The following is a 22,626-nucleotide window of genomic DNA, read 5'->3' as shown; positions in this document are numbered from 1 at the left end:
GGGCGCCCCCCCGCCCGGGGCGGCGGCCCCCGCGCTGGGCGTGCCGCCCCCCGAGCCGCCCGGCGGGAGGGGGCGCGGGGGCGGGGGCGCCGCCGGGGGGGGGGCCACCCCTGTGTCACGTGCGGCGGAGCGGCCGGACGGGCCTGGCTGCCGGGTCCGGTGGGTCGGGGGTCAGGCGATCTCGACGAGCAGGTCGCCGCCCTCCACCTGCTGGATGCGGTTGATCGCGAGCCGCGACACCTTCCCGGACTTCGAGGCGGTGACCGAGGCCTCCATCTTCATCGCCTCGATGGTGGCGACCGTGGCGCCCGCCTCCACCTCGTCGCCCTCGGCGACCGCGAGGGTCACCACTCCGGCGAACGGCGCGGCGACGTGACCGGGGTTGGCCCGGTCGGCCTTCTCCGTCGCCGGGATGTCGGAGGACACAGCGGTGTCGCGTACCTGGATCGGCCGCAGTTGGCCGTTGAGCGCGGACATCACGGTCCGCATACCGCGCTCGTCGGCCTCGCCGACCGCCTCCAGCTCGATGAGCAGTCGCACGCCCGGTTCGAGGTCGACCGCGTACTCCTTCCCCGGGCGGAGTCCGTAGAAGAAGTCCTTGCTGTCCAGCAGGCTGGTGTCGCCGTAGGTCTGGCGGTGCGTCTCGAACTCCCGTGTCGGGCCCGGGAACAGCAGCCGGTTCAGGGTCGCGCGCCGGTCCTTGGCGAGGCCCTCGCGGTCGTCCGCGGAAAGCTCCTCCTGCGGCTTGGGGGCGGCGCGCCCCTCCAGCGCCCTGGTACGGAACGGCTCGGGCCAGCCGCCGGGCGGGTTGCCCAACTCGCCCCGCAGGAAACCGATGACGGAGTCGGGGATGTCGAACCGGTTCGGGTTGGCCTCGAAGTCCTCCGGCGAGACACCGGCGCCGACCAGGTGGAGCGCGAGGTCGCCGACCACCTTCGAGGACGGCGTGACCTTCACCAGGTGACCGAGGATGCGGTCGGCGGCGGCGTACATCGCCTCGATGTCCTCGAAGCGGTCGCCGAGACCCAGCGCGACCGCCTGCGTGCGCAGGTTGGACAGCTGCCCGCCGGGGATCTCGTGGTGGTAGACCCGCCCGGTCGGCGAGGCCAGGCCCGCCTCGAAGGGCGCGTAGATCCTGCGGACGCTCTCCCAGTACGGCTCCAGGTCGCCCACGGCCTTCAGGCTCAGCCCGGTGGGCCGCTCGGAGTAGTCGGTCGCGGCGACGATGCCCGACAGCGACGGCTGCGAGGTGGTGCCCGCCATCGACGCGACCGCTCCGTCGACCGCGTCGGCGCCGGCCTGGATCGCGGCGAGGTAGGTGGCGAGCTGGCCGCCCGCCGTGTCGTGGGTGTGGATGTGCACCGGCAGCTCGAACTCCCGGCGCAGCGCCGAGACGAGGGTCGCCGCGGCCGGGGCCCGCAGCAGGCCCGCCATGTCCTTCACGGCCAGGACGTGCGCGCCGGCCTCGACGATCTGCTCGGCCAGGCGGAGGTAGTAGTCGAGGGTGTAGAGCCGCTCGGAGGGGTCGGACAGGTCGGAGGTGTAGCAGAGGGCGACCTCGGCGACGGCCGTCCCGGTCTCCCGTACGGCGTCGATGGCGGGCCTCATCTGCCCGACGTCGTTCAGCGCGTCGAAGATGCGGAAGATGTCGATGCCGGTGGCCGCGGCCTCCTGCACGAAGGCGTCGGTGACCTCTGTCGGGTACGGGGTGTAGCCCACGGTGTTGCGGCCGCGCAGCAGCATCTGCAGGCAGATGTTCGGCACCGCCTCGCGCAGCGCCGCCAGCCGCTCCCACGGGTCCTCGGCGAGGAAGCGCAGCGCCACGTCGTAGGTGGCGCCGCCCCAGCACTCCAGGGACAGCAGTTCGGGCAGGGTCCGGGCGACCACGGGCGCGATGGCGAGCATGTCCTTGGTGCGGACCCGGGTGGCGAGGAGCGACTGGTGGGCGTCGCGGAACGTGGTGTCGGTGACGCCGATGGTCGGCGATTCGCGCAGCCGGCGGGCGAAGCCCTCGGGGCCGAGCTCGACCAGGAGCTGCCGGGAGCCCGCGGGCGGTTCCGTGGCGGGCACCACCGGGATCTTCGTGCCGGGGTCGACGGACTCGGGGCGCTCGCCGTGCGGCTTGTTGACGGTGACGTCGGCGAGGTAGGTGAGCAGCTTCGTGCCGCGGTCGGCGGAGTGGCGTGCCGTCAGCAGGTGCGGGCGCCGTTCGATGAACGACGTGGTGACGCGGCCGGCGCGGAAGTCCGGGTCGTCGAGGACGGCCTGGAGGAACGGGATGTTCGTGGCGACGCCGCGGATGCGGAACTCGGCCACGGCACGCCGGGCCCGGCCGATCGCGGTGTCGAAGTCGCGGCCCCGGCAGGTGAGCTTGACCAGCATGGAGTCGAAGTGCGCGCTGATCTCCGTGCCGGCGTGGGTGGTGCCGCCGTCCAGCCGGATGCCGGAGCCGCCGGGCGAGCGGTAGGCGCTGATCCTGCCGGTGTCCGGGCGGAAGCCGTTGGCCGGGTCCTCGGTGGTGATACGGCACTGGAGGGCGGCGCCGTGCAGGGTGACCGTCTCCTGGGAGAGACCGAGGTCGGCCAGCGTCTCACCGGCGGCGATGCGCAGCTGGGCCTGGACGAGGTCGACGTCGGTGACCTCCTCGGTCACCGTGTGCTCGACCTGGATGCGCGGGTTCATCTCGATGAAGACGTGGTTGCCGTCCCGGTCGAGGAGGAACTCCACGGTGCCCGCGTTGCGGTAGCCGATCTCGCGGGCGAACCGGACGGCGTCGGCGCAGATCCGCTCGCGCAGCGCCGGGTCGAGGTTCGGCGCGGGCGCCATCTCGATGACCTTCTGGTGGCGGCGCTGCACCGAGCAGTCACGCTCGAACAGGTGGATGACGTTGCCCTGTCCGTCGGCGAGGATCTGCACCTCGATGTGCCGGGGCTCCACGACGGCCTTCTCCAGGAAGACCGTGGGGTCACCGAACGCGGACGCGGCCTCCCGCGAGGCGGCCTCGATGGACTCCCGCAGCTGGGCCGGGTCCTCGACACGGCGCATCCCGCGCCCGCCGCCGCCCGCGACCGCCTTGACGAACACGGGGAACCCGACGTCCTCGGCGGCGCGGACGAGTTCGTCGACGTCGGTGGAGGGCGCAGAGGAACCGAGGACCGGCACACCGGCCGCGCGGGCCGCCGCGACGGCACGCGCCTTGTTCCCGGTCAGCTCCAGCGTCTGGGCGCTCGGCCCGACGAAGGTGATGCCCGCCTCCTCGCAGGCACGGGCCAGGTCCGGGTTCTCCGACAGGAACCCGTAGCCGGGGTAGACCGCGTCGGCTCCCGCCCGGCGCGCGGCGCGGACGACCTCCTCCACGGAGAGGTAGGCCCGCACCGGGTGTCCCGGCTCGCCGATCTCGTAGGCCTCGTCGGCCTTCAACCGGTGCAGTGAATTGCGGTCCTCGTGGGGGAAGACGGCGACCGTCCGGGCGCCCAGCTCGAAGCCGGCGCGGAACGCTCGAATCGCGATTTCACCTCGGTTGGCGACCAGCACCTTGCGGAACATTCGGGATCCCTTCAGCCTGCTCGGTGACGCGCACCATGGTGTCGGCCCTGCCCGCTCGGCGCCATGTGAAGCGGCCCACTCCGCTCCTGTGAGGCAGGCCACTCCCCCGCTCCGGGGCGCCGGGATCGGCGGTTCAGAGCAGACCGGCGCGGGCGGGGTCGTCGTCGAGGAAGCCGCCCGACTGGTGCTGCCAGAGCTTGGCGTAGGTGCCCTGCGAGGCGAGCAGCTCCTGGTGGGTGCCCTGCTCGACGATCCGCCCGCGGTCGAGGACGACGAGCCGGTCCATGGTGGCGACGGTGCTGAGCCGGTGGGCCACCACGAGCGCGGTCCGCCCCTCCATGAGCCGCCACAGCGCCTCCTGGACGAGCAGCTCGCTCTCGGAGTCGAGGGCGCTGGTCGCCTCGTCGAGGAGCAGGATCGGCGCGTCGCGCAGGATCGCCCGGGCCAGGGCGACGCGCTGGCGCTGGCCGCCGGACAGCTTGACGCCGCGCTCGCCGACCATGGTGTCGAAGCCGTCCGGCAGCGCGTCGGCGAACTCGGTGACGTGCGCCGCCTCGGCCGCGCGCCTCACCTCGGCGTCGGTGGCGTCCGGCCGGGCGAAGGCGATGTTGTCCCGCAGGGTGCGGTGGAACATGGCCGGGTCCTGCGGCACGTAGGCGAGCATGCTCCGCAGGTCGGCCTGACGCAGTCCGGCGATGTCCTGGCCGCCGATCAGGATGCGTCCGCCGTCGATGTCCGTCATCCGCAGCAGCAGGCGCGTGAGGGTGGTCTTGCCGCCGCCCGACCGGCCGACGAGGCCGACCTTCGCCCCGGCGGGTACGGCCAGGTCGAGGCCCTCGAAGAGGGGCGGGGCGCCGGCGTGGGCGAACGTGACGCGCTCGAAGCGGACGTCGGCGGCACGGGAGCGCAGCGGCTCCGGGCGCGGCGGGTCGAGCACGGTCGGCGGAGTCAGCAGCAGCTCGGTGAACTGCGCGGCCTCCGTCATCGAGCTCTCCAGCCGCCGGTAGATCTGGTTGAACTCGAACATGATCCGTGTCGCGTTGCTGTAGTACGTGAAGACGACCACGACCGCCTCCACACCGAGCCTGCCCCCGCCGAGCGCCACCGCCAGCAGCAGGCCGAGCGCGTTGGTCAGCACGGACATCGGGGCGACGAGCGTGTCGATGCGCAGGTTGCCGTAGTCCCACGACCGCAGTGTGAGGCGTCGTGACTCCGCGACGCGGGACCGGTGCTCGGCGGCCTCGCCCTCCTCGGCGGCGAAGGCGCGGACCGTGTCCATGTTCATGAGGCTGTCGGCGACGTGTCCCGACACCCGGGCGATGGCCTCCTCACGTCGGCCGACGAGGGCCTGGCGGCGCCGGATGAGGGGGGCCACGCACAGCGCCGTCACGGTGATCATGACCAGGAGGCCCACCACGAGCAGCGGTTCGTAGCCCCACAGCACCACCGAGCCGAAGATCAGCGGCACGAGACTGCCCACGACCGAGAAGGTCAGCGTGTCGACGCCCTCCTCGAAGCGCGAGGCGAAGCTCAGCACCCGCTTGGTCAGCGACCCGGCGAAGTTGTCGTGGAAGAACGCGGCGTCCTTGGCGAACAGTTCGTCCATGCCGACGACGTACAGATGCTCGATGCCGAGGGCGTCGAGGCGGTTCAGGCAGTGCAGGCCCAGCCGCCGCAGCAACTCGGCGAAGAGCAGGACGCCGGCGAAGCCGAGCACGTACGGCAGGGCCGAGCCGAGGCTGGTGCCGGCGTCACCGGCGAGGCGGCCGACGAGCTTGGCGACGACCAGCGGCGCGATGTAGTTCGTACCGATGTTCGCCAGCGCGGGCAGCAGCATCCCGGGCACCGCAAGCCATCGCAGCCGCGCCAGTTCCCGCCCGTAGAACCGCAGCGCGAGGGCGACCGCGCCCTTTTCCGGCGGATTCCCGCGCGACGAAGTCGGTCCCATTGCACCCCCGTGCTGTCGGACGGCTCGCCCGGGCCGGCCCGGCGGGGGCGGGGTGCGGTCGCGGCGTCCCCGCACACCTCGCGCCACGCCGGTGCGGCATGCGCGTTCGGGCCGATCAGGAACGGCAGTGTCCCGCGGCGGCGGAGGAGGAGTCCAAGGGGTTTTCCGGCCGGGAGGGCGCCGCCCGCGGTTTCAGGCCACGCTCCGGCCCCGGGGGCGGACCGGTCACCGGTGTCACACACGCCCCGGACAAAACAGACCAGCGGGCCCGCCATATCGGCAGGCCCGCTGGTCGACACCGTCGGGACGACAGGATTTGAACCTGCGACCCCTTGACCCCCAGTCAAGTGCGCTACCAAGCTGCGCCACGTCCCGGTGTGTCCTCCGCGGTGACCCGCGGAACGACGCGAACAGAACTTTACCGCACGTCGGCGGCTGGTCCGAAGGGGGCGCGGGGGCGGCGGCCGGCCCCGGGCGGGACAATCGGAGGATGACCGGGACTTCTGAGGGGCGGACGGACGACGGGCGCGACCGGGACCCGGAGGGTAGGGCGCGCAACGCCCGGCCCCGGGACGGGCTGGGCCGCCCGCTGCCGTACGGCGCGGACGGCGTGGAACGGCAGCCGGAAGGCGTCGTGCGCAGCCCCGCGGAGTCGGTCGGCGAGGCGCAGGCACTGCTGGACGCGGGCAAGCCGTTCCACGCGCACGAGGTCTTCGAGGACGCCTGGAAGTCGGGCCCCGACGACGAGCGCGCGCTGTGGCGGGCGCTGGCCCAGCTCGCGGTGGGCCTCACTCACGCGGCGCGTGGGAACACGACGGGCGGTGCCCGGCTGCTGCGGCGGGGCGCCGGGGGCATCGAGCAGTGGGGCGCCGACACCGGCCGGGCCCGGCCGCACGGAATGGATCTGGCGCATCTCGCCGCGTGGGCGCGGGAGTTGGCGGGCGTCGTGGAACGGGACGGGCGGCCCGTCGACGCCGGGGAGTGGGCGCCGAGGCTGACCGGGGCCGCGTCCCGGTAGACCGTCCGCGGCCGCCCGCGGACGCCTCCGCCGCTGGAGGCGGGCCCGCGGGCCGGACGCGGTGCGGGGGCCGCCGGAGGCGTGCGGCAGACTCGGGGCCGTGCGAAAGATTCATGTCATCGGAATCGGGGCGGGCGATCCCGAGCAGCTGACCCTGCAGGCGGTCAGAGCACTGAGGAGCACGGACGTGTTCTTCATCCTGGACAAGGGCGAGGTGAAGTCCGACCTCGTCCGGCTGCGCCGTGACATCCTCGACGCGCACGTGCCGCGGGGGACGTACCGGCTGGCCGAGGCGACCGATCCGGACCGCGACCGGGCGGCCGGGGGCGCCGCGTACTCCCCCGCCGTCGGGGACTGGCGCAGCGCCCGCGCCCGGATCTACGAGCGGCTGATCGCCGAGGAGCTGGGCGAGGACGAGACCGGCGCCTTCCTGGTGTGGGGCGATCCCGCGCTCTACGACAGCACGCTCGGCATCCTGGAGGAGATCCTCGACCGGGGCGCGGTGACGTTCACGTACGACGTGGTGCCCGGCATCAGCAGCGTCTCGGCGCTCGTCGCCAAGCACCGCACGGGACTCAACCGGGTCGCGCGGCCGGTGCAGATCACCACGGGGCGGCGGCTCGCGGAGGGCTTCCCCGAGGGCGTCGACGACGTCGTGGTGATGCTCGACGCGCACCAGACGTTCCGCGAGTACGCCGACGAGGACATCGACATCTACTGGGGCGCCTACATCGGCACCCCGGACGAGATCCTCGCCTCCGGTCCCCTGGCCGAGACGGCTCCGCGCATCGAGCGGCTGCGCGCGGAGGCCCGGGAGCGCAAGGGCTGGATCATGGACACGTACCTGCTGCGCAGGCGCCCTAGGGAGTAGACACCCGGGCGGATCTCCCCGCATGCACGGGCCGTACCCCGGTGTGAGGGTGGCCCTGTGACGACCACGACGGAATCCGCACCGCCCACCGCTCCGGAGCCCGCTCCCCCGGTCCTGGACAAGCGGCGCCGCAACGTCGTCTTCGTGACGATCATGCTGGGTGTGCTGCTGGCGGCGCTCGACCAGACCATCGTGGGGACGGCCCTGCCGACGATCGTGTCGGACCTGGGCGGCGCGGAGCACATGTCGTGGGTCGTCACCGCGTATCTGCTGGCCGAGACCGTCTCCACGGTCCTGGTCGGCAAGTTCGGCGATCTCTTCGGCCGCAAGGTGGTCTTCCAGGCGTCGGCGGTCGTCTTCATCACCGGCTCGTTCCTGTGCGGCCTGGCCGCCAACATGACGATGCTGATCCTGTGGCGGGGGATGCAGGGGATCGGCGCCGGCGGGCTCATGGTCACGGCGATGGCGCTGATCGCCGATGTGATCCCGCTGCGGGAGCGGGGCAAGTACCAGGGCGCGATCGGCGCGGTGTTCGGGGTGGCCACCGTCGTCGGGCCGCTGCTGGGCGGGCTGTTCACCGATCACCTGTCGTGGCGCTGGGCCTTCTACGTCAACGTGCCCATCGCGATCGCCGTGGTCGTCGCGGCCGCCCGGACGATCCCCGCCGTGAAGTCGGCGCTGCGCCCGGTGATCGACTACCTGGGCATCGCCCTCGTCGCGGCCGGCGCGAGTGCCCTGATCCTGGCGACGAGTTGGGGCGGCAACCAGTACGCGTGGGGCTCGGGCGTCATCATCGGCCTGTTCGTGGGCGGGTTGATCGCGCTCGGCCTGTTCTGCGTGGTCGAGACCCGCGCCGCCGAACCGATGCTGCCGATGCGGCTGTTCGGCAATCCCGTGTTCACGGTCTGCTCCGTCCTCAGCTTCGTCGTGGGCTTCGCGATGCTCGGCGCGCTGACCTATCTGCCGACCTATCTCCAGTACGTCGACGGCGACTCGGCGACCGTCTCCGGGGTGCGCACGCTGCCCCTGGTGATCGGATTGCTCATCGCGTCGGTGTTCAGCGGCAACGTGGTCAGCAAGACCGGGCACTACCGGGTGTTCCCGATCGTCGGCTCGCTGGTGATGGCCCTCGGGCTGTATCTGCTCTCGCTGATGGGGCCGGACACCGGCGCCTGGCTCGCGTCGCTCTACATGTTCGTCCTGGGCACCGGGATCGGCCTGAGCATGCAGGTGCTGACGATCGCCGTGCAGAACACCGTGGAGTACTCCGACCTCGGCACGGCGACCTCGGGGGTGACGTTCTTCCGCACGCTCGGCAGCTCCTTCGGCACCGCCGTGTTCGGCACCGTCTACACGAACGCGCTCACACCGAACCTGCGGGAGGGCGTGAAGGCCGCGAGCAGTTCCGCGGGCGCCGACCCGGCCGTCGTGGCGCGGGCCGCCCAGAGCCCCCAGGGTCTGCACGGGCTGCCGCCGCCGGTCGCCGAGCCGGTCGTCCAGGCGTACGCCGACACCCTCCACACCGTCTTCCTGTGGGCGGTGCCGGTCGCGCTGCTCGGGTTCGTCGTCGCCCTGTTCCTCAAGCAGGTGGAGCTGCGGGACAGCGCGCGCAGGGGTTCGACGGACATGGGCGAGGGCTTCGCGTCGCCGTCCACCGCGGATTCGCAGCTGCTCCTGGAGGCCACCGTCGGGAAGATCATCGGCGGTACGGAGCTGGACACCGCGCGCCGCGTCGTGCTGGAGTCCGACACCCGTCTCGACGTCGCGGGGGCGTGGGCCGTGATGCAGGTCGAGCTGTTCACACGGATGGTCGGCCACGCCGGGCTCGGGCTGATCGCCGCCCGGCGCCATCTGCCGCCGGAAGTCCTCGTGCCGGTCTTCGACCGGATGGTCGAGGAGGGTTATCTCACCCGGCACGGTTCGCTGTTCTCCCACACCGAGGCGGGCCGGCGCGAGGCGGCCGTCATCAGCCGGGCGTGGGGCGACTGGCTGGCGGAGCGGGTGGAGCGGGACCACGGCCGTCCCTCGGGCGCGGATCTGCGGGCCGCTGTCGACACCATCGCCAAGCGGCTTCTCGCCGAGGACCTGGCCACCGGCCTGCCGGGACCGAACCGGGCCCTGGCCGCCACCGGTGCGCCGGACGCGGCGAAGGCGCCCGTTCCCTAGGGCGGCCCCGTGGTCCCGCCGGGTCTACGGGGCGAGGCCGAGGCGGTCCAGCGCGGCGGCCACGTCGGGCACCGCGAGGACGCCCTCCGGCAGCGGCGGACGGCGTACGACGACGACCGGCACGCCGAGTTCGCGGGCGGCGGTGAGCTTGGCCGCGGTCGCCTCTCCCCCGCTGTCCTTCGTCACCAGGACGTCGATGCGGTGCTCGCGCAGCAGCGCGGTCTCGCCGGCCGCGGTGAACGGACCGCGGGCCAGCAGTACCCGCGTCCGCGGCGGCATCGGCGGCCCGGGCGCCTCGACGGACCGGACGAGGAAGTGCAGCGCGGACAGCTCCGCGAAGGCCGCGAGGCCCAGCCGGCCCGTGGTGAGGAAGACGCGGCGGCCGAGGCGGGGAAGCGCCTCGGCGGCCTCGGCCAGGGTCGCGACCGGGTGCCAGACGTCTCCGGGGCCCGGAGTCCAGCCCGGACGGCGCAGGACCACGGCTGGGACGCCGGTGGCCGCCGCGGCCCGCGCCGCGTTCGCGGTGATGCCCGCGGCGAAGGGGTGCGTGGCGTCGGCCACGGCGGCCACGTGGTGCTCGCGCAGCCAGGCCGCGAGTCCGTCCGCGCCCCCGAACCCGCCGACACGCACGTCTCCGTCGAGGGCCCCCGGCCGGGACACGCGCCCGGCGAGGGAGGTCGTCACCCGAACTCCGGGCCTCTCGGCCAGGCGGGCGGCGAGCTCGCGCGCCTCGGTCGTGCCGCCGAGGACCAGGATGTGCCGGGACATACCGACGAGCGTACGGGGGCGAGGGGTCCGCTTCCGCGCCACGTGCCGTCCGGCACGGGTCAGCGCAGCAGGAGCTGGACGCCGCCGACGATCGTCGCGGCGATCACGAGCTGCTCGAACAGCCGCTGGTTGATGCGGTGCACGGCCCACTTGCCGAGCAGGGCCCCCGGCACCACGAAGGCCGCGAGCGCCGCGTCGAGGAGCAGCGAGTGCCCGTCGATCAGGCCGAGCCCGACGCTGAAGGGCACCTTGGAGACGTTGACGATGAGGAAGAAGAACGCCGAGGTGCCGAGGAAGCCGAGCTTGCGGAAGCCCGCGGAGAGCAGGTACAGCGACATCACGGGACCGCCCGCGTTGGCGACCATCGTGGTGAAGCCGCCGAGGACCCCGTACGAACGGGCCTTGATCCGGCCGGTGCGCGTGGCCACGGAGTCCGGGTCCTGGTCCGGGCCGTCCGCGCGGCGGCGCCACAGGGTGACCGCCGCCATGAACAGCAGGATGGCGCCGATGGACGTCCGGACCACCCCGTCGTCGGCCCACACCAGGAACAGCGTGCCGAGGACGACGCCCGCGGCGACCGCGGGGAACAGCCGCCACAGCGTGGGCCAGTGGGCGTGCCGCCGGTAGGTCAGGACGGCGAGGACGTCGCCGACGATCAGGATGGGCAGGAGCACGCCGGTGGAGGCGCGGGCCGGCAGGACGGCGGCGAAGATCGCGAGGCTGACCGTGTTGGCCCCGCTCACCGCGGTCTTCGAGAAGCCGACGAGCAGGGCCGCCGCGGCGAGGGCGGCGAACTCCCAGAGGGATATGTGCCAGAGCGTCATCGTGTTCATGCGGGGACCGATGCTATGCCCACCTATCCCGCCGGACGGGGGCGGGCCGCCGGGGGACCCCGGAACCGGGGGCGGCGGGTCATGGGTCCCCTCTGCGCGAGGGCGGACGGAGGGGGCCTCACCGGGACGGTGGACGGCGCCTGGCCGGGGCGGCGGGACGGCTCCTCGCCCGGGGGCCGGTGGATCTCCCCGCGTGGGAAGCCTGCGGGTGACCCGTCGCCGGGACGGGGGACCGCTCCTCGCCCGGGGCTCGGCGGACGCTCCGCGTGGGTGGCCGGCGGACGAACCTCCGCCGGGAGGCGGCAGGCGCTCAGCGCGGCGGACGCCGGGCAGCCCCCGCGGACACCCCGCGCGGGGAGTCGCGCGGACGCTTCCTCGCCGGGGCTGCGGACGCTCCCGGCGTGCGGCGTCCCGCCCGACAATCCCCTGCCGGAACACCGCACAGCCCCTTGCCCGAGGCTCGGCGGACAACTCCTGGGAATCCGGCGGACGATCCCCCGCAGGGAGGCGATAGACGCTCACCGCGCCGGACGCCGGACGGCTCCTCGCCGGAGGTCCGGCGGACGCCCCGCGCGGGGAGTCGCGCGGACCGCTCCCTCGCCGGGGCGGCGGACGGCCCCTCGCCCGGGGGAGCGGACGCTCCCGGCGTGCGGTGTCCCGCCGGACGATCTCCCCGCCGGGAGGCGGCAGACGCTCACCGCGCCCCGCGAGGGAGTCGCACGGACGCTTCCTCGCCGGGGCGGCGGACCGGTCCTCGCCCCGGGGCCGGCATCCACCCCTGTGTACGGGACCTGGCGGCCATCGCTCGCCGAGGGGGCGCCGGACGTTCGCCGTGCCGGGTGGGTCAGCTCGCGTAGCGGGACCGTAGCTCCCGCTTCAGGATCTTCATGCTCGGGCCCAGTGGCAGTTCGTCGGTGAACTCCACCCGGCGCGGGTACTTGTGCCGGCCCAGGTGCTCCTTGGACCACTCGGTGATCCCGGCGGCGTCCGGCGTGGCCCCCGGCTGGGGGACGACGACCGCGCAGACCTCCTCGCCGTGCAGTTCGTCGGGCAGGCCGATCACCGCGACCTGGGCCACCCCGGGATGGCGCATGAGGACCTCCTCGACCTCCCGCGGGTAGACGTTGAAGCCGCCGCGGATGACGACGTCCTTCTTGCGGTCGACGATCCGCAGGAACCCGTCGTCGTCCTTGGTGCCCAGGTCGCCGGTGCGGAACCAGCCGTCGACCACGGCCTCCGCGGTGGCCTCGGGCCGGCCCAGGTACCCGGAGAAGACGTTGTGCCCGCGGATGACGACCTCGCCGAGCTCCCCCGGCGGCAGCAGTTCGACGCGGCCCTCGACCTCGGCGCGCGCGATCTCCACGTCCACACCCCACAGCGGGTGCCCGATGGTGCCGGCCCGGGTGCCGAACAGGGGCTGGTTCACGGTCGCGGTCGGCGAGGTCTCGGACAGTCCGTACCCCTCGTAGATCTTCGCGCCGAAGGCCTCCTCGAAGCGTTCCAGGACGGCGACCGGCAGCGAGGCGCCGCCGGAGATGCACACCCTGAGGTCGGGGAGCGCGTCCATGGAGCCGGCGACGGCGGCCAGCGCGACGAACATCGTGGGGACGCCGTGGAAGGTGTTGACGCCCTCCTTCACCATCAGCTCGACGGCGCGCGCCGCGTCGAAGCGGGGCAGCAGGACGAGGGTCGCGCCCGCCCGCCAGGTGGAGTTCATGGAGACCGTCTGGCCGAAGGCGTGGAACAACGGGAGCGCGCCGAGGGCGATGTCGTCGGGCCGGATGTCGTTGGCGTCGAAGGCGTTGACGGTCGCGTTCATCACCAGGTTGAAGTGGCTGAGCACGGCGCCCTTGGGGACGCCGGTGGTGCCGCTGGTGTAGAAGACGACGGCGGGGTCGTCGGCCTGGCGGGTGACGTACGACGGCAGCGGCTCGGCCCGTGCGGCGAGGTCCTCGAACTCGCCGCCGAGGGTCACGGCGGGCACGCCTGTCGCGCGGGCCGCCGCCGTCCCGGTCTCGGCCTGAGCCGGGTGGCACAGCAGCAGGGTCGCGCCGCTGTCCTTCAGGACGTGCTCGACCTCGTCGGCGGACAGCAGCAGGTGGACGGGGACGACCACGCCGCCCGCCGCCGCGATCGCGTAGTAGGCCTGCGGGAACTCGGCGGTGTTGGGCGCCATGAGCGCCACCCGGTCCCCCGGCCGTACGCCGAGCCCGGCGAGGGCGCCGGCCTGGGCCAGTGCGCGCCGCCACACCTCGGCGAAGGTGAGACGCAGGTCGCCTTCGACGAGCGCCGTCCGGTCGGGGCGGCGGCGGGCGTTCTCGGCGAGGATCGCGGCGAGGGACAGGGTTGCCATGGAGGAGTGCTCCGTTTCCGTGCTGGTGCGGCTCTGGACCAGGTCGTTCGGTGCGCGGTGCGGTCGCTCAGGCGCGCTCGACGAGCACCGCGCTGCCCTGCCCGACACCGACGCACATCGTGGCGAGGCCGCGGCCCGCGCCGGAGCGCCGCATGCGGTGCAGCAGGGTCGTGAGGATGCGGGCGCCCGAGCAGCCCAGGGGGTGGCCGAGGGCGATCGCGCCGCCCGTCGGGTTGACGAGCTCCGGGTCGATGCCGAGCCGGTCCACGCAGGCCAGGGCCTGGGCGGCGAACGCCTCGTTGAACTCGGCCTCCTCGATGTCGCCGACCGTCCAGCCGACGCGTCCGAGCGCCTTCTCGGTCGCGGGCACCGGCCCGATGCCCATGACGTCGGGGTGGACGCCGGCGGAGGCGCCGGCGACGTACCGGCCGAGGGACTCCAGGCCCAGCTCGTGCAGCGCGTCCTCGCTGACGAGGAGGAGTCCCGCGGCGCCGTCGTTCATCGGCGAGGCGTTGCCCGCGGTGACCGTGCCGCCGGGGCGGAACACGGGCTTGAGCCGGGACAGCTTCTCGTACGAGGTGTCCTCGCGGACGCACTCGTCGGTGTCCACCACGACTCCGTCGGGCCGGGTGACGGGCAGCAGCTCGGCGTCGAAGTACCCGTTCTTGCGGGCGTCGGCGGCGCGCTGGTGGCTGCGCAGCGCGAACTCGTCCTGGCGCTCGCGCGGGACGCCGTACCGCTCGGCGACCTCCTCTGCGGTCTCGCCCATGGAGAGCACGCCGTGCAGGTCCTTCATCGCCGGGTTGACCAGGCGCCAGCCGAGCCGGGTGTCGACGGTCTCGATGCGGTGCGGCAGCGCCTCGTCGGGGCGGGGCAGCACGAAGGGGGCCCGGCTCATGGACTCGGAACCGCCGGCGAGCACGACGTCCGCCTCGCCCGCGGCGATCGTGCGGGCCGCCGTGGTGACGGCCTCCAGGCCGGAGGCGCACAGCCGGTTGACGGTAGCGCCGGGCACGGTCTCGGGCAGCCCGGCCAGCAGGGCGGCCATGCGGGCGACGTTGCGGTTGTCCTCGCCCGCCTGGTTGGCGGCGCCCCAGTAGACGTCGTCGATCCGGGCCGGGTCGAGGGCGGACGCGTCGGCGAGGAGGGCGCGCAGGACGGCCGCGGCGAGATCGTCGGGGCGGACGGCAGAGAGGGCTCCGCGCAGCTTGCCGATGGGGGTGCGGCGGGCAGCCGCGAAGTGGACGGGACGCACGACAGGACTCCTGACGGACACCGGACTATGACGAGGACCACATTAATTAGCACTGCTAGTTTTGGACTATAGACCGCGGCCCCGGCACCTGGGAAGACCTCCCGGGAACCGGCCCCGACGGTACAGGCCGGATTCGATCAGGTCCGGTTTCCGCCCATCCGTCCTGGGCACCCGCGCGGGAAAGCGGAACGGATGTCCCCGGCCGGGGACCGGCAGCGCGGCGACCGGAACCGCGCGCACGGGAACACCGGCCCGCCCGGAAGGAGCGCACGATGACCGACGCCCTCGAACTCGACGCCCTGTGGGAGGAGTTCCACCGCGTGGTGAACATGACCTCGCAGGAACTCGCCACGTGGCTGCGGGTCCGCGACGCCGACGAGAACGCCGAACCGCTTCCGGAGCACGCGGGCACACCGACCGGTCAGCACGTGCTCGCCATCCTGCAGAAGCGGCGCACGGATCTCACGGACGACGACGTCCGCGTCATGTACGAGGTCGTGGACACCGTAACCGCCGAGACCGAGGCGGAGAAGGAGCCCCTGGCCGACGACGAGCGACGGCGCCACCGGCTGATGACCCTGGGGCACGACGCGCTCAGGTCGCCGCAGTGAGGTGAGCCGTGGACGACAGGCAGCGCCGCGTGACCGAGGCACTCGTCGCCTCCTGCGGCCGCACGTACGCCGAGGAGGCGGGCATCACGCTGCGCGACACCCCGCGGCCGCTGTACCGCACCCTCGTCCTGGCCTCGCTGCTGAGCGCGCGCATCCGCGCCTCCGTCGCCGTCGCGACCGCCCGCGCCCTGTACGACGCGGGACTGCGCGACCCCCGCGGCATGGCGGAGTCGCCCCGGCGGCGACGGATCGACGCGCTCGGCGCCGGCGGCTACCGGCGCTACGACGAACGCACCGCGACACAACTCGCGGACGGCGCACGTCTGCTGATGGAGCGTTGGGGCGGTGACCTGCGGCGCATGCGGGACGAGGCCGACGGCGACCTGGCGAGACTGCGCACGCTCCTGCGGGAGTTGCCCGGGATCGGGCCCGCGGGCGCGGACATCTTCCTGCGCGAGGTCCAGCGCGTCTGGCCCGGGACGGCGCCCTACGTCGACGCGAAGGCACTGTCCGGCGCCCGGCGGCTCGGCCTTCCGGAGGACGCCGACCGCCTCACCGAGCTCGCCGGGGACACCGAACCCGCCGTCCTGGCCGCCGCGTTGGTCCGCGCGGCACTGGACCGACGGGTGGCCGAGGACGTGCTGGAGGCCGCGGAGTGACGTAAGGGCGAGAGCGTCGTGGACGCCCTCGTCGAAGGCGACGGAGGCCGGGAGAACTATGTGGCGCGGGCGCGGCCGGGCAGCCGCGTCACCGCCGCGAACACCGCGAGGGCGGCCAGGGACGCCGCGGCGAAGACGGGGTAGGCGGCCCACGGCGAGTCCTCAGAGCCGAGACCGGCCTCCCGCGCGAGAGGGAGGACGGACGTGCCTGCCGCCACTCCGGCGGCGAGGGCCCACCAGCCGTGCCGCACCTTCTCGTCGATGGCGTCGGCCATCCCGAGCATCGCGATGACGACCATGAAGTCCACCGCGTCGCGCCAGCCGGCGGCCGCCACGCAGGCTCCGTACACCAGGTCGAACAGCCAGACCCGGGCCAGCGGGACGAGGGGCGCGGCGCTGCACGGGGTCACGTCATGACGTCCTCGGCTCATGTTGGGTGGACGCCCGACCGGGGCACAGGGTTGTACGGTGCCGGGCGATCCGCGCGCGCCGACCGGCGGGCGTCAGCCCTGTTGTGCCGTGATGTGGCCGATGACCTCGTGGAACTCCGTGGTGGGCGAGAAGTCGACGTACTCGCAGTCCTCCAGGGCCTCCGGAGCGTGGCCGGGCGCCCAGTAGAACGCCTGTCCGGCCTCGTAGGTCTCCTCGCCGTCCGCGGTGCGCATTCTCAGGCGTCCCTTGAGCAGGACCCCCCAGTGCGGGCACTGGCACAGATCGCCGGGCAGGCCCTTGAGGGCGGGCGCCATGTCCGTGCCCTTCGGGAACCGCGCGTACGCCACCGACATGTCGCCACCGATCTCCCGCGTGCGCAGTTCCACTCCCCCGCCCTCGATCGCGACGGGCGTCTCGCTGCGTGTCGTGGCCGTCATGGCTCCTCCTCCGCCGGCCGGGTCGTCGGCCGGACCTGGGAAAACTCCGCCTCTCCTCCAGCCTGCGCCCGGGGCGTGCGGGGCGCGACACAGGAACGCCGGACCTCCGGGTCGTACCGCGTGACCCGGGTACTCGGCGCGCATGACCACCGACACTCCCCCCTCGCCCGCCGTCCGCACCCGCGGCCGGAACACCCGCACCGAGCTGCTCGGCATCTACCTCAACGACCACCTGAGCGCCGCCACCGCGGGCGCCGAACGCGCCCGGTACATGGCCGGGTCCCTGCACGGCTCGGTGCTCGGCGCCGCCGTGGAGCCGGTCGCCGCGGAGATCGCCGAGGACCGGGCGGCCCTGCTCGACGTCATGCGGCGGCTCGACGTGCCCGTCCGGCGGTACAAGGTCCTGGCGGGCCGGCTCGGCGAACGGCTGGGCCGCCTCAAGGCCAACGGCCACCTCGTACGGCGTTCCCCGCTCAGTTCCGTGCTGGAACTGGAGGCGCTGCGGCTCGGGGTGGAGGCCAAGGCTTCGGCGTGGCGGCTGCTGCGTCTGCTCGCCGAGAGCGACGAGCGCCTGGAGGCGCGGCGGTTCGACGAACTCCTGGAGCGCGCGACCCGCCAGCTGAGCACGCTGGAGGCGCTGCGCGTCCAGCAGAGCAGGACGACGTTCCGGTCCGCCTGACCGGGCCCCGTTTTCCGGCCGCCTGACCGGGGCGCGGTTCTCCGGTCCGTCTGACGGGGTCGCGGTGTTCCGGTCCGTCTGACGGGGTCGAGGTTTTCCCGTCCGCCTGACCGGGCCGCGGTTTTCCCGTCCGCCTGACCGGGCCGCGGTTTTCCCGTCCGCCTGACCGGGTCGCGGTTTTCCCGTCCGCCTGACGGGGGCGAGGCCACGGGACCGGCTGTCGCCGACGCGCGGGTCAGCGCCGCGTCGACGCCCTCGCCGGGCGGGGGACGGAGGCCGGCGTCCGCGGGCTCACGACGCCCGGTAACGCCGGCCGCACCGCCCGTGGGCGGACCCACCGGCCCGACCCCCGGCCACCGGCCACCGGCCACCGGCTCCCGGCTCCCGGCTCCCGGCTCCCGGCTCCCGGCAGGACGGTCCCGCCCCTCTGCGGGGCGGGACCGTCCGCGCGTCACCGGGCCGGTGTCGCGCGAGGCGCCGGAAGCGGGGCCGGGGCGTATCCGGCGGGCCGGGTGGTGAAGACTCCCCGGCCCTGGGTACGGCTCCGCAGCCGCGTCGCGTAGCCGAACAGCTCGGCCAGCGGCACCGTGGCCGCGATCACCGCGGCTCCCCCACGTGTGGTGGAGCCGCCCACCCGGCCCCGGCGCGTGGCCAGGTCACCCAGCACCCCGCCCACGGCGTCGCCCGGGACGGTGACCGTGACGTCGGCCACCGGCTCCAGCAGCCCCATCGTGCTCGCCCGCAGAGCCTCCCGGAGCGCGAACCGGCCCGCGGCACGGAACGCCGTCTCCGAGGAGTCCTTCACGTGCGTCGCCCCGTCGGTCAGCACCACCCGCAGCCCCGTCACCGGGTGACCCGCGAGCGGCCCCTCCGCCAGCGCGTCACGGCAGCCCGCCTCCACCGCGCGCACGTACTCCTGCGGCACCCGTCCGCCGACGACGGCCGACCGGAACGCGAAGCCCGTCGCGCCGGCGTCGTCGCCGTCGAGCGGTTCCACGTCGAGGACGACATGGGCGAACTGGCCCGCGCCGCCGTCCTGTTTGACGTGCCGGTACACCAGCCCGCTCACCCCGCGTACGACGGTCTCCCGGTACGCCACCCTCGGCCGACCGACACGGACGTCCAGACCGTGGGCGCGGCGGACCTTCTCCACCGCCACCTCCAGGTGCAGCTCGCCCAGGCCGGACAGCGTCGTCTGGCCGGTCTCGGGGTCGGTCCGGACGACCAGCGAGGGGTCCTCCTCCACCAGGCGGGCCAGAGCCGACGCCAGACGGTCCGTGTCCGTGCCGGTGCGCGCCTCGACGGCCGCGGAGACCACCGGGTCGGCCACGGTCGGCGGTTCGAGCACCAGGGGCGCCTCGGCCGCGCACAGGGTCGATCCGGCGCGGGTCGTCTTCAGGCCGATCACGGCGACGATGTCACCCGCCACCGCGCGGTCCAACCGCGCGTGCCGGTCGGCCTGCACACGCAGGACCCTGCCGACGCGTTCACTCTGCCGCGTGCTCGCGTTCCACACCGTCTCTCCCTTCCGGATCGTTCCCGAGTACAGGCGCAGGAACGTCAGGCGGCCCATGTCGGTCGCGTTGACCTTGAACGCCAGCGCCGCGAGCGGTGCCGCCGGATCGGCGGCCCGTTCCTGCTCCGTGCCGTCCCAGGTGCCCCGCGCCGCGGGCACGTCCAGCGGCGAGGGCAGGTAGGCCACCACGGCGTCCAGCAGCGGCTCGATCCCGCGGTTGCGGTAGGCCGAGCCGCACAGCACGACCACGCCGTCACCGCTGCGGGTCAGGTCGCGCAGCGCGGACGCCAGCGTGGCGGCGGACAGGGCCGACGTCGCGCAGAACTCCTCCAGCGCGAGCGGATGCAGTTCCGCCACCGCCTCCTCCAGCAGCCTGCGCCGCCGCCGCGCCTCGTCGAGCAGGTCCTCCGGCACGGGCCCCTCCGCGGCCGTGTCCTCGCCGTCGGCCCAGACCAGGGACCGCATGCGCAGCAGGTCCACGACACCGGTGAAGGCGCCCTCCGCGCCGATCGGCAACTGGACGGCCAGCGGGGCGGGATGGAGCAGTTCGCGGATCGACTCGACCGCCGCGTCGAGGTCGGCGCCCACGCGGTCCAGCTTGTTGACGAAGGCGATGCGGGGAACGCCGTACCGGTCGGCCTGCCGCCACACCGCCTCGCTCTGCGGCTCGACGCCCGCGACGGCGTCGAACACGGCGACCGCGCCGTCGAGCACCCGCAGCGAACGCGCCACCTCGTCGGCGAAGTCGACGTGGCCCGGGGTGTCGATCAGGTTGATGCGGTGTCCGTCCCAGTCGCAGCTCACGGCCGCGGCGAAGATGGTGATGCCCCGGTCGCGTTCCTGGGAGTCGAAGTCCGTGACGGTCGTGCCGTCGTGGACCTCGCCGCGCCTGTGCGTGGCGCCGGTGAGGTAGAGGACCCGCTCGGTGACGGTGGTCTTCCCGGCGTCGACGTGGGCGAGGATGCCCAGATTGCGGACGGCGGTCAGCGGGTCGGTGAGGTGACGGTGCAGGTCGGTACGCACGGCGCGTGCCTTTCGGAGCGTTGCCGGAAGAAGGGCGGCGCGATTCCCGGACGAAGTCGCCCACGGGCGGCCCGCGTCGGGCCCCGGGACAGCGTGCGGGGGCCCGACGTGCGGGTGCGACAGGGGTGTTGACGTTCCGTCAGATCAGCGGACGTCAGGGGTTCGTCACGGGCGTCCGGTGCCGGCCGCGCAGCGGGCACCGGCCGGACGAGGACACGAGGATCACGTCGTAGCGCGACCGGGGAACGGCGGCAGTCGTGTGGCAACGCACGGCCGGGCTCCCCTCGTTCGTCACGGAGTGCGCGGCGACGGTCGGACGCGCACGGTGTGGGGCGAGTGTAGGGAGCCGGACGGTCGCGGGGCACGTGGTTTTCCGCCGACGCGGACCCCGGGTGCGGCGCGGCGCCCCCCGGCCCACCATGGACAGGGAGAGACAGGGGGTGCAGCTCGGGCCGCGCGTACAGGAGGCGTCCATGCCGCTCATCGACCACACCACCGACGTCCTGGTCGTCGGAGCGGGTCCGGTCGGGCTCACGGCGGCCGGGGAACTGCGGCGGCGCGGGGTCCGGGCCCGTGTCGTGGACCGGCTCCCGGCCCGGCTCCCGTACGCCAAGGCCGTGGGCGTCCAGCCGCGCACGCTGGAGGTCTGGGACCGGATGGGCCTCGTACGGGACGCCCTGGAGGCGGCCGTCCCCATGCGCGGACAGCTGGTGTACGTCGACGGCGCCGAGCAGGGCGCGTACGACCTCGTACTGCCTCCCGAGGTGCCGTACGGCTTCGCCGCGCTCCCGCAGTACGAGACCGAGCGGGTCCTCGAAGGGTTCCTGGCCCGCTTCGGCACACCGGTCGAGCGCGGCACGGAGCTCGTGGGGTTCCGCCAGGACGAGGACGGGGTGACCGCCCGGCTCGTCACCACCTCCGGTCCGGGCGGCGCCGAGGCTCCGGTACGGCGCGAGGAGGAGGTCAGGTGCCGGTACCTGGTCGGCTGCGACGGCGCGCACAGCGTCGTGCGCAAGGGGCTCGGTCTCGGCTTCGAGGGGGGCGCCTTCCCGGACGAGTACATGCTGGCCGACGTCGAGGTCGACTGGGACCTGCCCGCGGGCTACGGCGTGCGCTCCATGCACCGCGGACCGGACGGTGACGTCGACGACATCCTGGTGTGCATCCCGCTGCCGGGGCGCGGCCGGTACCGCGTGTCGACCATGGTGCCGCCCGCGCTCTCCACGGCCGGACGGGCCCGGGACGCGGAGACGCGCGGGGACACGGTGGCGCACGGGCTCGACGGCGGTCCGGCGCCGGGGCTCGCCGACATCCAGAAGGTGCTCGACCGCCTGTCGCCGCGACCGGTGACGGCGTCGGCCCTCCGCTGGTCCTCGGTGTTCCGCATCAGCCACCGGATCGTGGACCGGTACGGCGAGGGCCGGGTCTTCGTCGCCGGCGACGCCGCGCACATCCATCCGCCGACCGGCGCGCAGGGCATGAACACCGGCATCCAGGACGCGTTCAACCTGGCCTGGAAGCTCGCCCTCACGGTCGAGGGGGCGGCGCATCCGGCCCTGCTCGCCAGTTACGACGCCGAGCGGCGCCCGGTGGGCGAGGAGGTCGTCGGGCGTACCGTGCGGCACGCCGCCGAGGGCGTCCAGGCCGACCCGGAGGACCCGGCGACGCTGATGCTGCGCGAGGCGCAGCTCCTCGTCGGTTACCGGGGCAGCCCGATCGTGGGCTCGCCGGACCCGGCGGCGGACGGCGCGGGACCGAGGCCCGGTGACCGGGTCCCGGACTGCCGCGGCCTCACCGGCCCGATCGCGCGCAACGCGCTGCGGCTGTACGACGTGCTCCGGGAGCGTGACCACGTACTGCTGCTGTACGGGACGGGCGCCCCGGACGAGGGCTTCGACGAACTGGCCCGCGCGGCGGCCGAGTCGGCGCCGGGACGCGTGGAGACGATCGCCGTCGTCCCGTCTGGGGACGCGGCGGCCGAGGCGGGGCGGCTTCCCGTGTACCGCGACTCCGAGGGGGAGTTCGCGCGCGGCTTCGCGGTCCGGACCCCGACGGGCTTCCTCGTTCGGCCCGACGGCTACCTGGCGGCGCGGCTGCACCCGCCGACACCGCGGGCGCTGACAGCGTGCCTCGCACGGGTCTTCCGCGCGTAGGGGCCGCCGCGGTACCCGGGCCGCGCCGCCCGCCCGTCACATCGGCGCGCCTACGGCCGGCGCCAGATGTACCAGCCCACGACCAGCGCGATCAGGATCGCGACGAGGACGAACGCCCAGACGGTCGGAGCGCCTTGGTAGGTGCCGTGGTACGGGTAGGCCGACATGCCCGTACGGGTACCCGCTCGCGCGCCGGACGTGCCCACCGGCCGCGGCGACCCGGCCACCCTTCGGACCGGGTCCGCGCCGCTCGCGGGGACGCCTGCCCGAAAGAATGAATCGCCTCCCGAAAGCCGCGTGTCCCGGTGCCGGAGCAAGCACTGTGCGGAGCGGATCTGCCGGCGGCGCACTGCCCGTC

General features: G+C 74.0%; 16 protein-coding genes and 1 tRNA gene. 7 read left to right on the top strand and 10 right to left on the bottom strand.

Translation table 11 applies throughout. From position 1 onward, the window contains the following. Positions 1-171 precede the first annotated feature (171 nt). The 3 genes from ACZ4VA_RS28740 to ACZ4VA_RS28730 form a co-directional block, all read right to left on the bottom strand. Complete coding sequence (locus ACZ4VA_RS28740) at positions 172-3,546, bottom strand: pyruvate carboxylase (RefSeq protein WP_356166001.1); 3,375 nt, start codon at positions 3,544-3,546, stop codon at positions 172-174. A 133-nt stretch (positions 3,547-3,679) separates the two neighbouring features. Then, complete coding sequence (locus tag ACZ4VA_RS28735; protein WP_356237953.1) at positions 3,680-5,494, bottom strand: ABC transporter ATP-binding protein; 1,815 nt, start codon at positions 5,492-5,494, stop codon at positions 3,680-3,682. A gap of 301 nt (positions 5,495-5,795) precedes the next feature. Then, positions 5,796-5,869: transfer RNA gene (locus ACZ4VA_RS28730), tRNA-Pro, on the bottom strand. A gap of 115 nt (positions 5,870-5,984) precedes the next feature. Between ACZ4VA_RS28730 and ACZ4VA_RS28725 the strand changes: the two genes are divergently transcribed. The 3 genes from ACZ4VA_RS28725 (at position 5,985) to ACZ4VA_RS28715 (ending at position 9,549) form a co-directional block, all read left to right on the top strand. Continuing rightward, the gene (locus tag ACZ4VA_RS28725; RefSeq protein ID WP_356166007.1) at positions 5,985-6,512 is read left to right on the top strand and encodes a DUF309 domain-containing protein; all 528 of its coding nucleotides are present in this window, start codon (positions 5,985-5,987) and stop codon (positions 6,510-6,512) included. A gap of 100 nt (positions 6,513-6,612) precedes the next feature. Then, positions 6,613-7,383 (top strand): precorrin-6A synthase (deacetylating), encoded by a 771-nt coding sequence (cobF, locus tag ACZ4VA_RS28720; RefSeq protein WP_356166010.1) that lies wholly within the window; start codon positions 6,613-6,615, stop codon positions 7,381-7,383. A 57-nt stretch (positions 7,384-7,440) separates the two neighbouring features. Beyond that, a complete protein-coding gene (locus ACZ4VA_RS28715; RefSeq protein WP_468082986.1) occupies positions 7,441-9,549 on the top strand; it encodes an MDR family MFS transporter in 2,109 nt (702 codons plus the stop codon). Positions 9,550-9,573: 24 nt separating this feature from the next. Here the strand turns inward: ACZ4VA_RS28715 and ACZ4VA_RS28710 are convergent, their stop codons facing one another. The 4 genes from ACZ4VA_RS28710 to ACZ4VA_RS28695 form a co-directional block, all read right to left on the bottom strand. Beyond that, positions 9,574-10,317 carry a cobalt-precorrin-6A reductase gene (locus tag ACZ4VA_RS28710; protein ID WP_468082985.1) on the bottom strand — a complete coding sequence of 248 codons (744 nt, stop codon included), beginning with the start codon at positions 10,315-10,317 and terminating at the stop codon, positions 9,574-9,576. 59 nt (positions 10,318-10,376) lie between these two features. Further along, the gene (locus tag ACZ4VA_RS28705; protein WP_356166019.1) at positions 10,377-11,150 is read right to left on the bottom strand and encodes a sulfite exporter TauE/SafE family protein; all 774 of its coding nucleotides are present in this window, start codon (positions 11,148-11,150) and stop codon (positions 10,377-10,379) included. An 844-nt stretch (positions 11,151-11,994) separates the two neighbouring features. Beyond that, positions 11,995-13,503: a long-chain-fatty-acid--CoA ligase gene (locus tag ACZ4VA_RS28700; protein WP_355792855.1), complete on the bottom strand. Its 1,509-nt coding sequence runs from the start codon at positions 13,501-13,503 to the stop codon at positions 11,995-11,997. 67 nt (positions 13,504-13,570) lie between these two features. Beyond that, on the bottom strand, positions 13,571-14,758 hold the full coding sequence (locus tag ACZ4VA_RS28695) for a thiolase family protein (protein WP_468082983.1): 1,188 nt from the start codon (positions 14,756-14,758) through the stop codon (positions 13,571-13,573). A 272-nt stretch (positions 14,759-15,030) separates the two neighbouring features. Between ACZ4VA_RS28695 and ACZ4VA_RS28690 the strand changes: the two genes are divergently transcribed. Both ACZ4VA_RS28690 and ACZ4VA_RS28685 read left to right on the top strand, forming a co-directional pair. After that, positions 15,031-15,369, top strand: a complete 339-nt coding sequence (locus tag ACZ4VA_RS28690) for a DUF3140 domain-containing protein (protein WP_468082981.1) — start codon at positions 15,031-15,033, stop codon at positions 15,367-15,369. 8 nt (positions 15,370-15,377) lie between these two features. Then, a complete protein-coding gene (locus ACZ4VA_RS28685; RefSeq protein WP_389391390.1) occupies positions 15,378-16,028 on the top strand; it encodes an HhH-GDP family DNA glycosylase in 651 nt (216 codons plus the stop codon). A gap of 56 nt (positions 16,029-16,084) precedes the next feature. Here the strand turns inward: ACZ4VA_RS28685 and ACZ4VA_RS28680 are convergent, their stop codons facing one another. Then, on the bottom strand, positions 16,085-16,438 hold the full coding sequence (locus tag ACZ4VA_RS28680; RefSeq protein ID WP_356166031.1) for a hypothetical protein: 354 nt from the start codon (positions 16,436-16,438) through the stop codon (positions 16,085-16,087). Between the two features lie 93 nt (positions 16,439-16,531). Beyond that, on the bottom strand, positions 16,532-16,897 hold the full coding sequence (locus ACZ4VA_RS28675; protein WP_356166033.1) for a cupin domain-containing protein: 366 nt from the start codon (positions 16,895-16,897) through the stop codon (positions 16,532-16,534). 142 nt (positions 16,898-17,039) lie between these two features. Between ACZ4VA_RS28675 and ACZ4VA_RS28670 the strand changes: the two genes are divergently transcribed. Then, positions 17,040-17,576 carry a hypothetical protein gene (locus ACZ4VA_RS28670; RefSeq protein ID WP_355794981.1) on the top strand — a complete coding sequence of 179 codons (537 nt, stop codon included), beginning with the start codon at positions 17,040-17,042 and terminating at the stop codon, positions 17,574-17,576. A 451-nt stretch (positions 17,577-18,027) separates the two neighbouring features. Here the strand turns inward: ACZ4VA_RS28670 and fusA are convergent, their stop codons facing one another. Next, entirely contained in the window at positions 18,028-20,115 is a 2,088-nt protein-coding gene (gene fusA, locus ACZ4VA_RS28665) for an elongation factor G (protein ID WP_356166037.1), read from the bottom strand. Positions 20,116-20,588: 473 nt separating this feature from the next. Here fusA and ACZ4VA_RS28660 point away from each other — a divergent pair, with 473 nt between their 5' ends. After that, the gene (locus tag ACZ4VA_RS28660) at positions 20,589-22,268 is read left to right on the top strand and encodes an FAD-dependent monooxygenase (protein ID WP_468082977.1); all 1,680 of its coding nucleotides are present in this window, start codon (positions 20,589-20,591) and stop codon (positions 22,266-22,268) included. Positions 22,269-22,626 lie beyond the last annotated feature (358 nt).

The sequence above is a fragment of the Streptomyces sp. NPDC028308 genome (genome assembly GCF_055565855.1).
This window is presented reverse-complemented; position numbering and strand designations above follow the sequence as displayed.

Bases quoted from the DNA above. Each gene is read 5' to 3' on its own strand.
- ACZ4VA_RS28740 (WP_356166001.1), bottom strand. From the start codon at position 3,546: ATGTTCCGCAAGGTGCTGGTCGCCAACCGAGGTGAAATCGCGATTCGA.
- ACZ4VA_RS28735 (WP_356237953.1), bottom strand. From the start codon at position 5,494: ATGGGACCGACTTCGTCGCGCGGGAATCCGCCGGAAAAGGGCGCGGTC.
- ACZ4VA_RS28725 (WP_356166007.1), top strand. From the start codon at position 5,985: ATGACCGGGACTTCTGAGGGGCGGACGGACGACGGGCGCGACCGGGAC.
- ACZ4VA_RS28710 (WP_468082985.1), bottom strand. From the start codon at position 10,317: ATGTCCCGGCACATCCTGGTCCTCGGCGGCACGACCGAGGCGCGCGAG.
- ACZ4VA_RS28705 (WP_356166019.1), bottom strand. From the start codon at position 11,150: ATGAACACGATGACGCTCTGGCACATATCCCTCTGGGAGTTCGCCGCC.
- ACZ4VA_RS28700 (WP_355792855.1), bottom strand. From the start codon at position 13,503: ATGGCAACCCTGTCCCTCGCCGCGATCCTCGCCGAGAACGCCCGCCGC.
- ACZ4VA_RS28690 (WP_468082981.1), top strand. From the start codon at position 15,031: ATGACCGACGCCCTCGAACTCGACGCCCTGTGGGAGGAGTTCCACCGC.
- ACZ4VA_RS28675 (WP_356166033.1), bottom strand. From the start codon at position 16,897: ATGACGGCCACGACACGCAGCGAGACGCCCGTCGCGATCGAGGGCGGG.
- ACZ4VA_RS28670 (WP_355794981.1), top strand. From the start codon at position 17,040: ATGACCACCGACACTCCCCCCTCGCCCGCCGTCCGCACCCGCGGCCGG.
- ACZ4VA_RS28660 (WP_468082977.1), top strand. From the start codon at position 20,589: ATGCCGCTCATCGACCACACCACCGACGTCCTGGTCGTCGGAGCGGGT.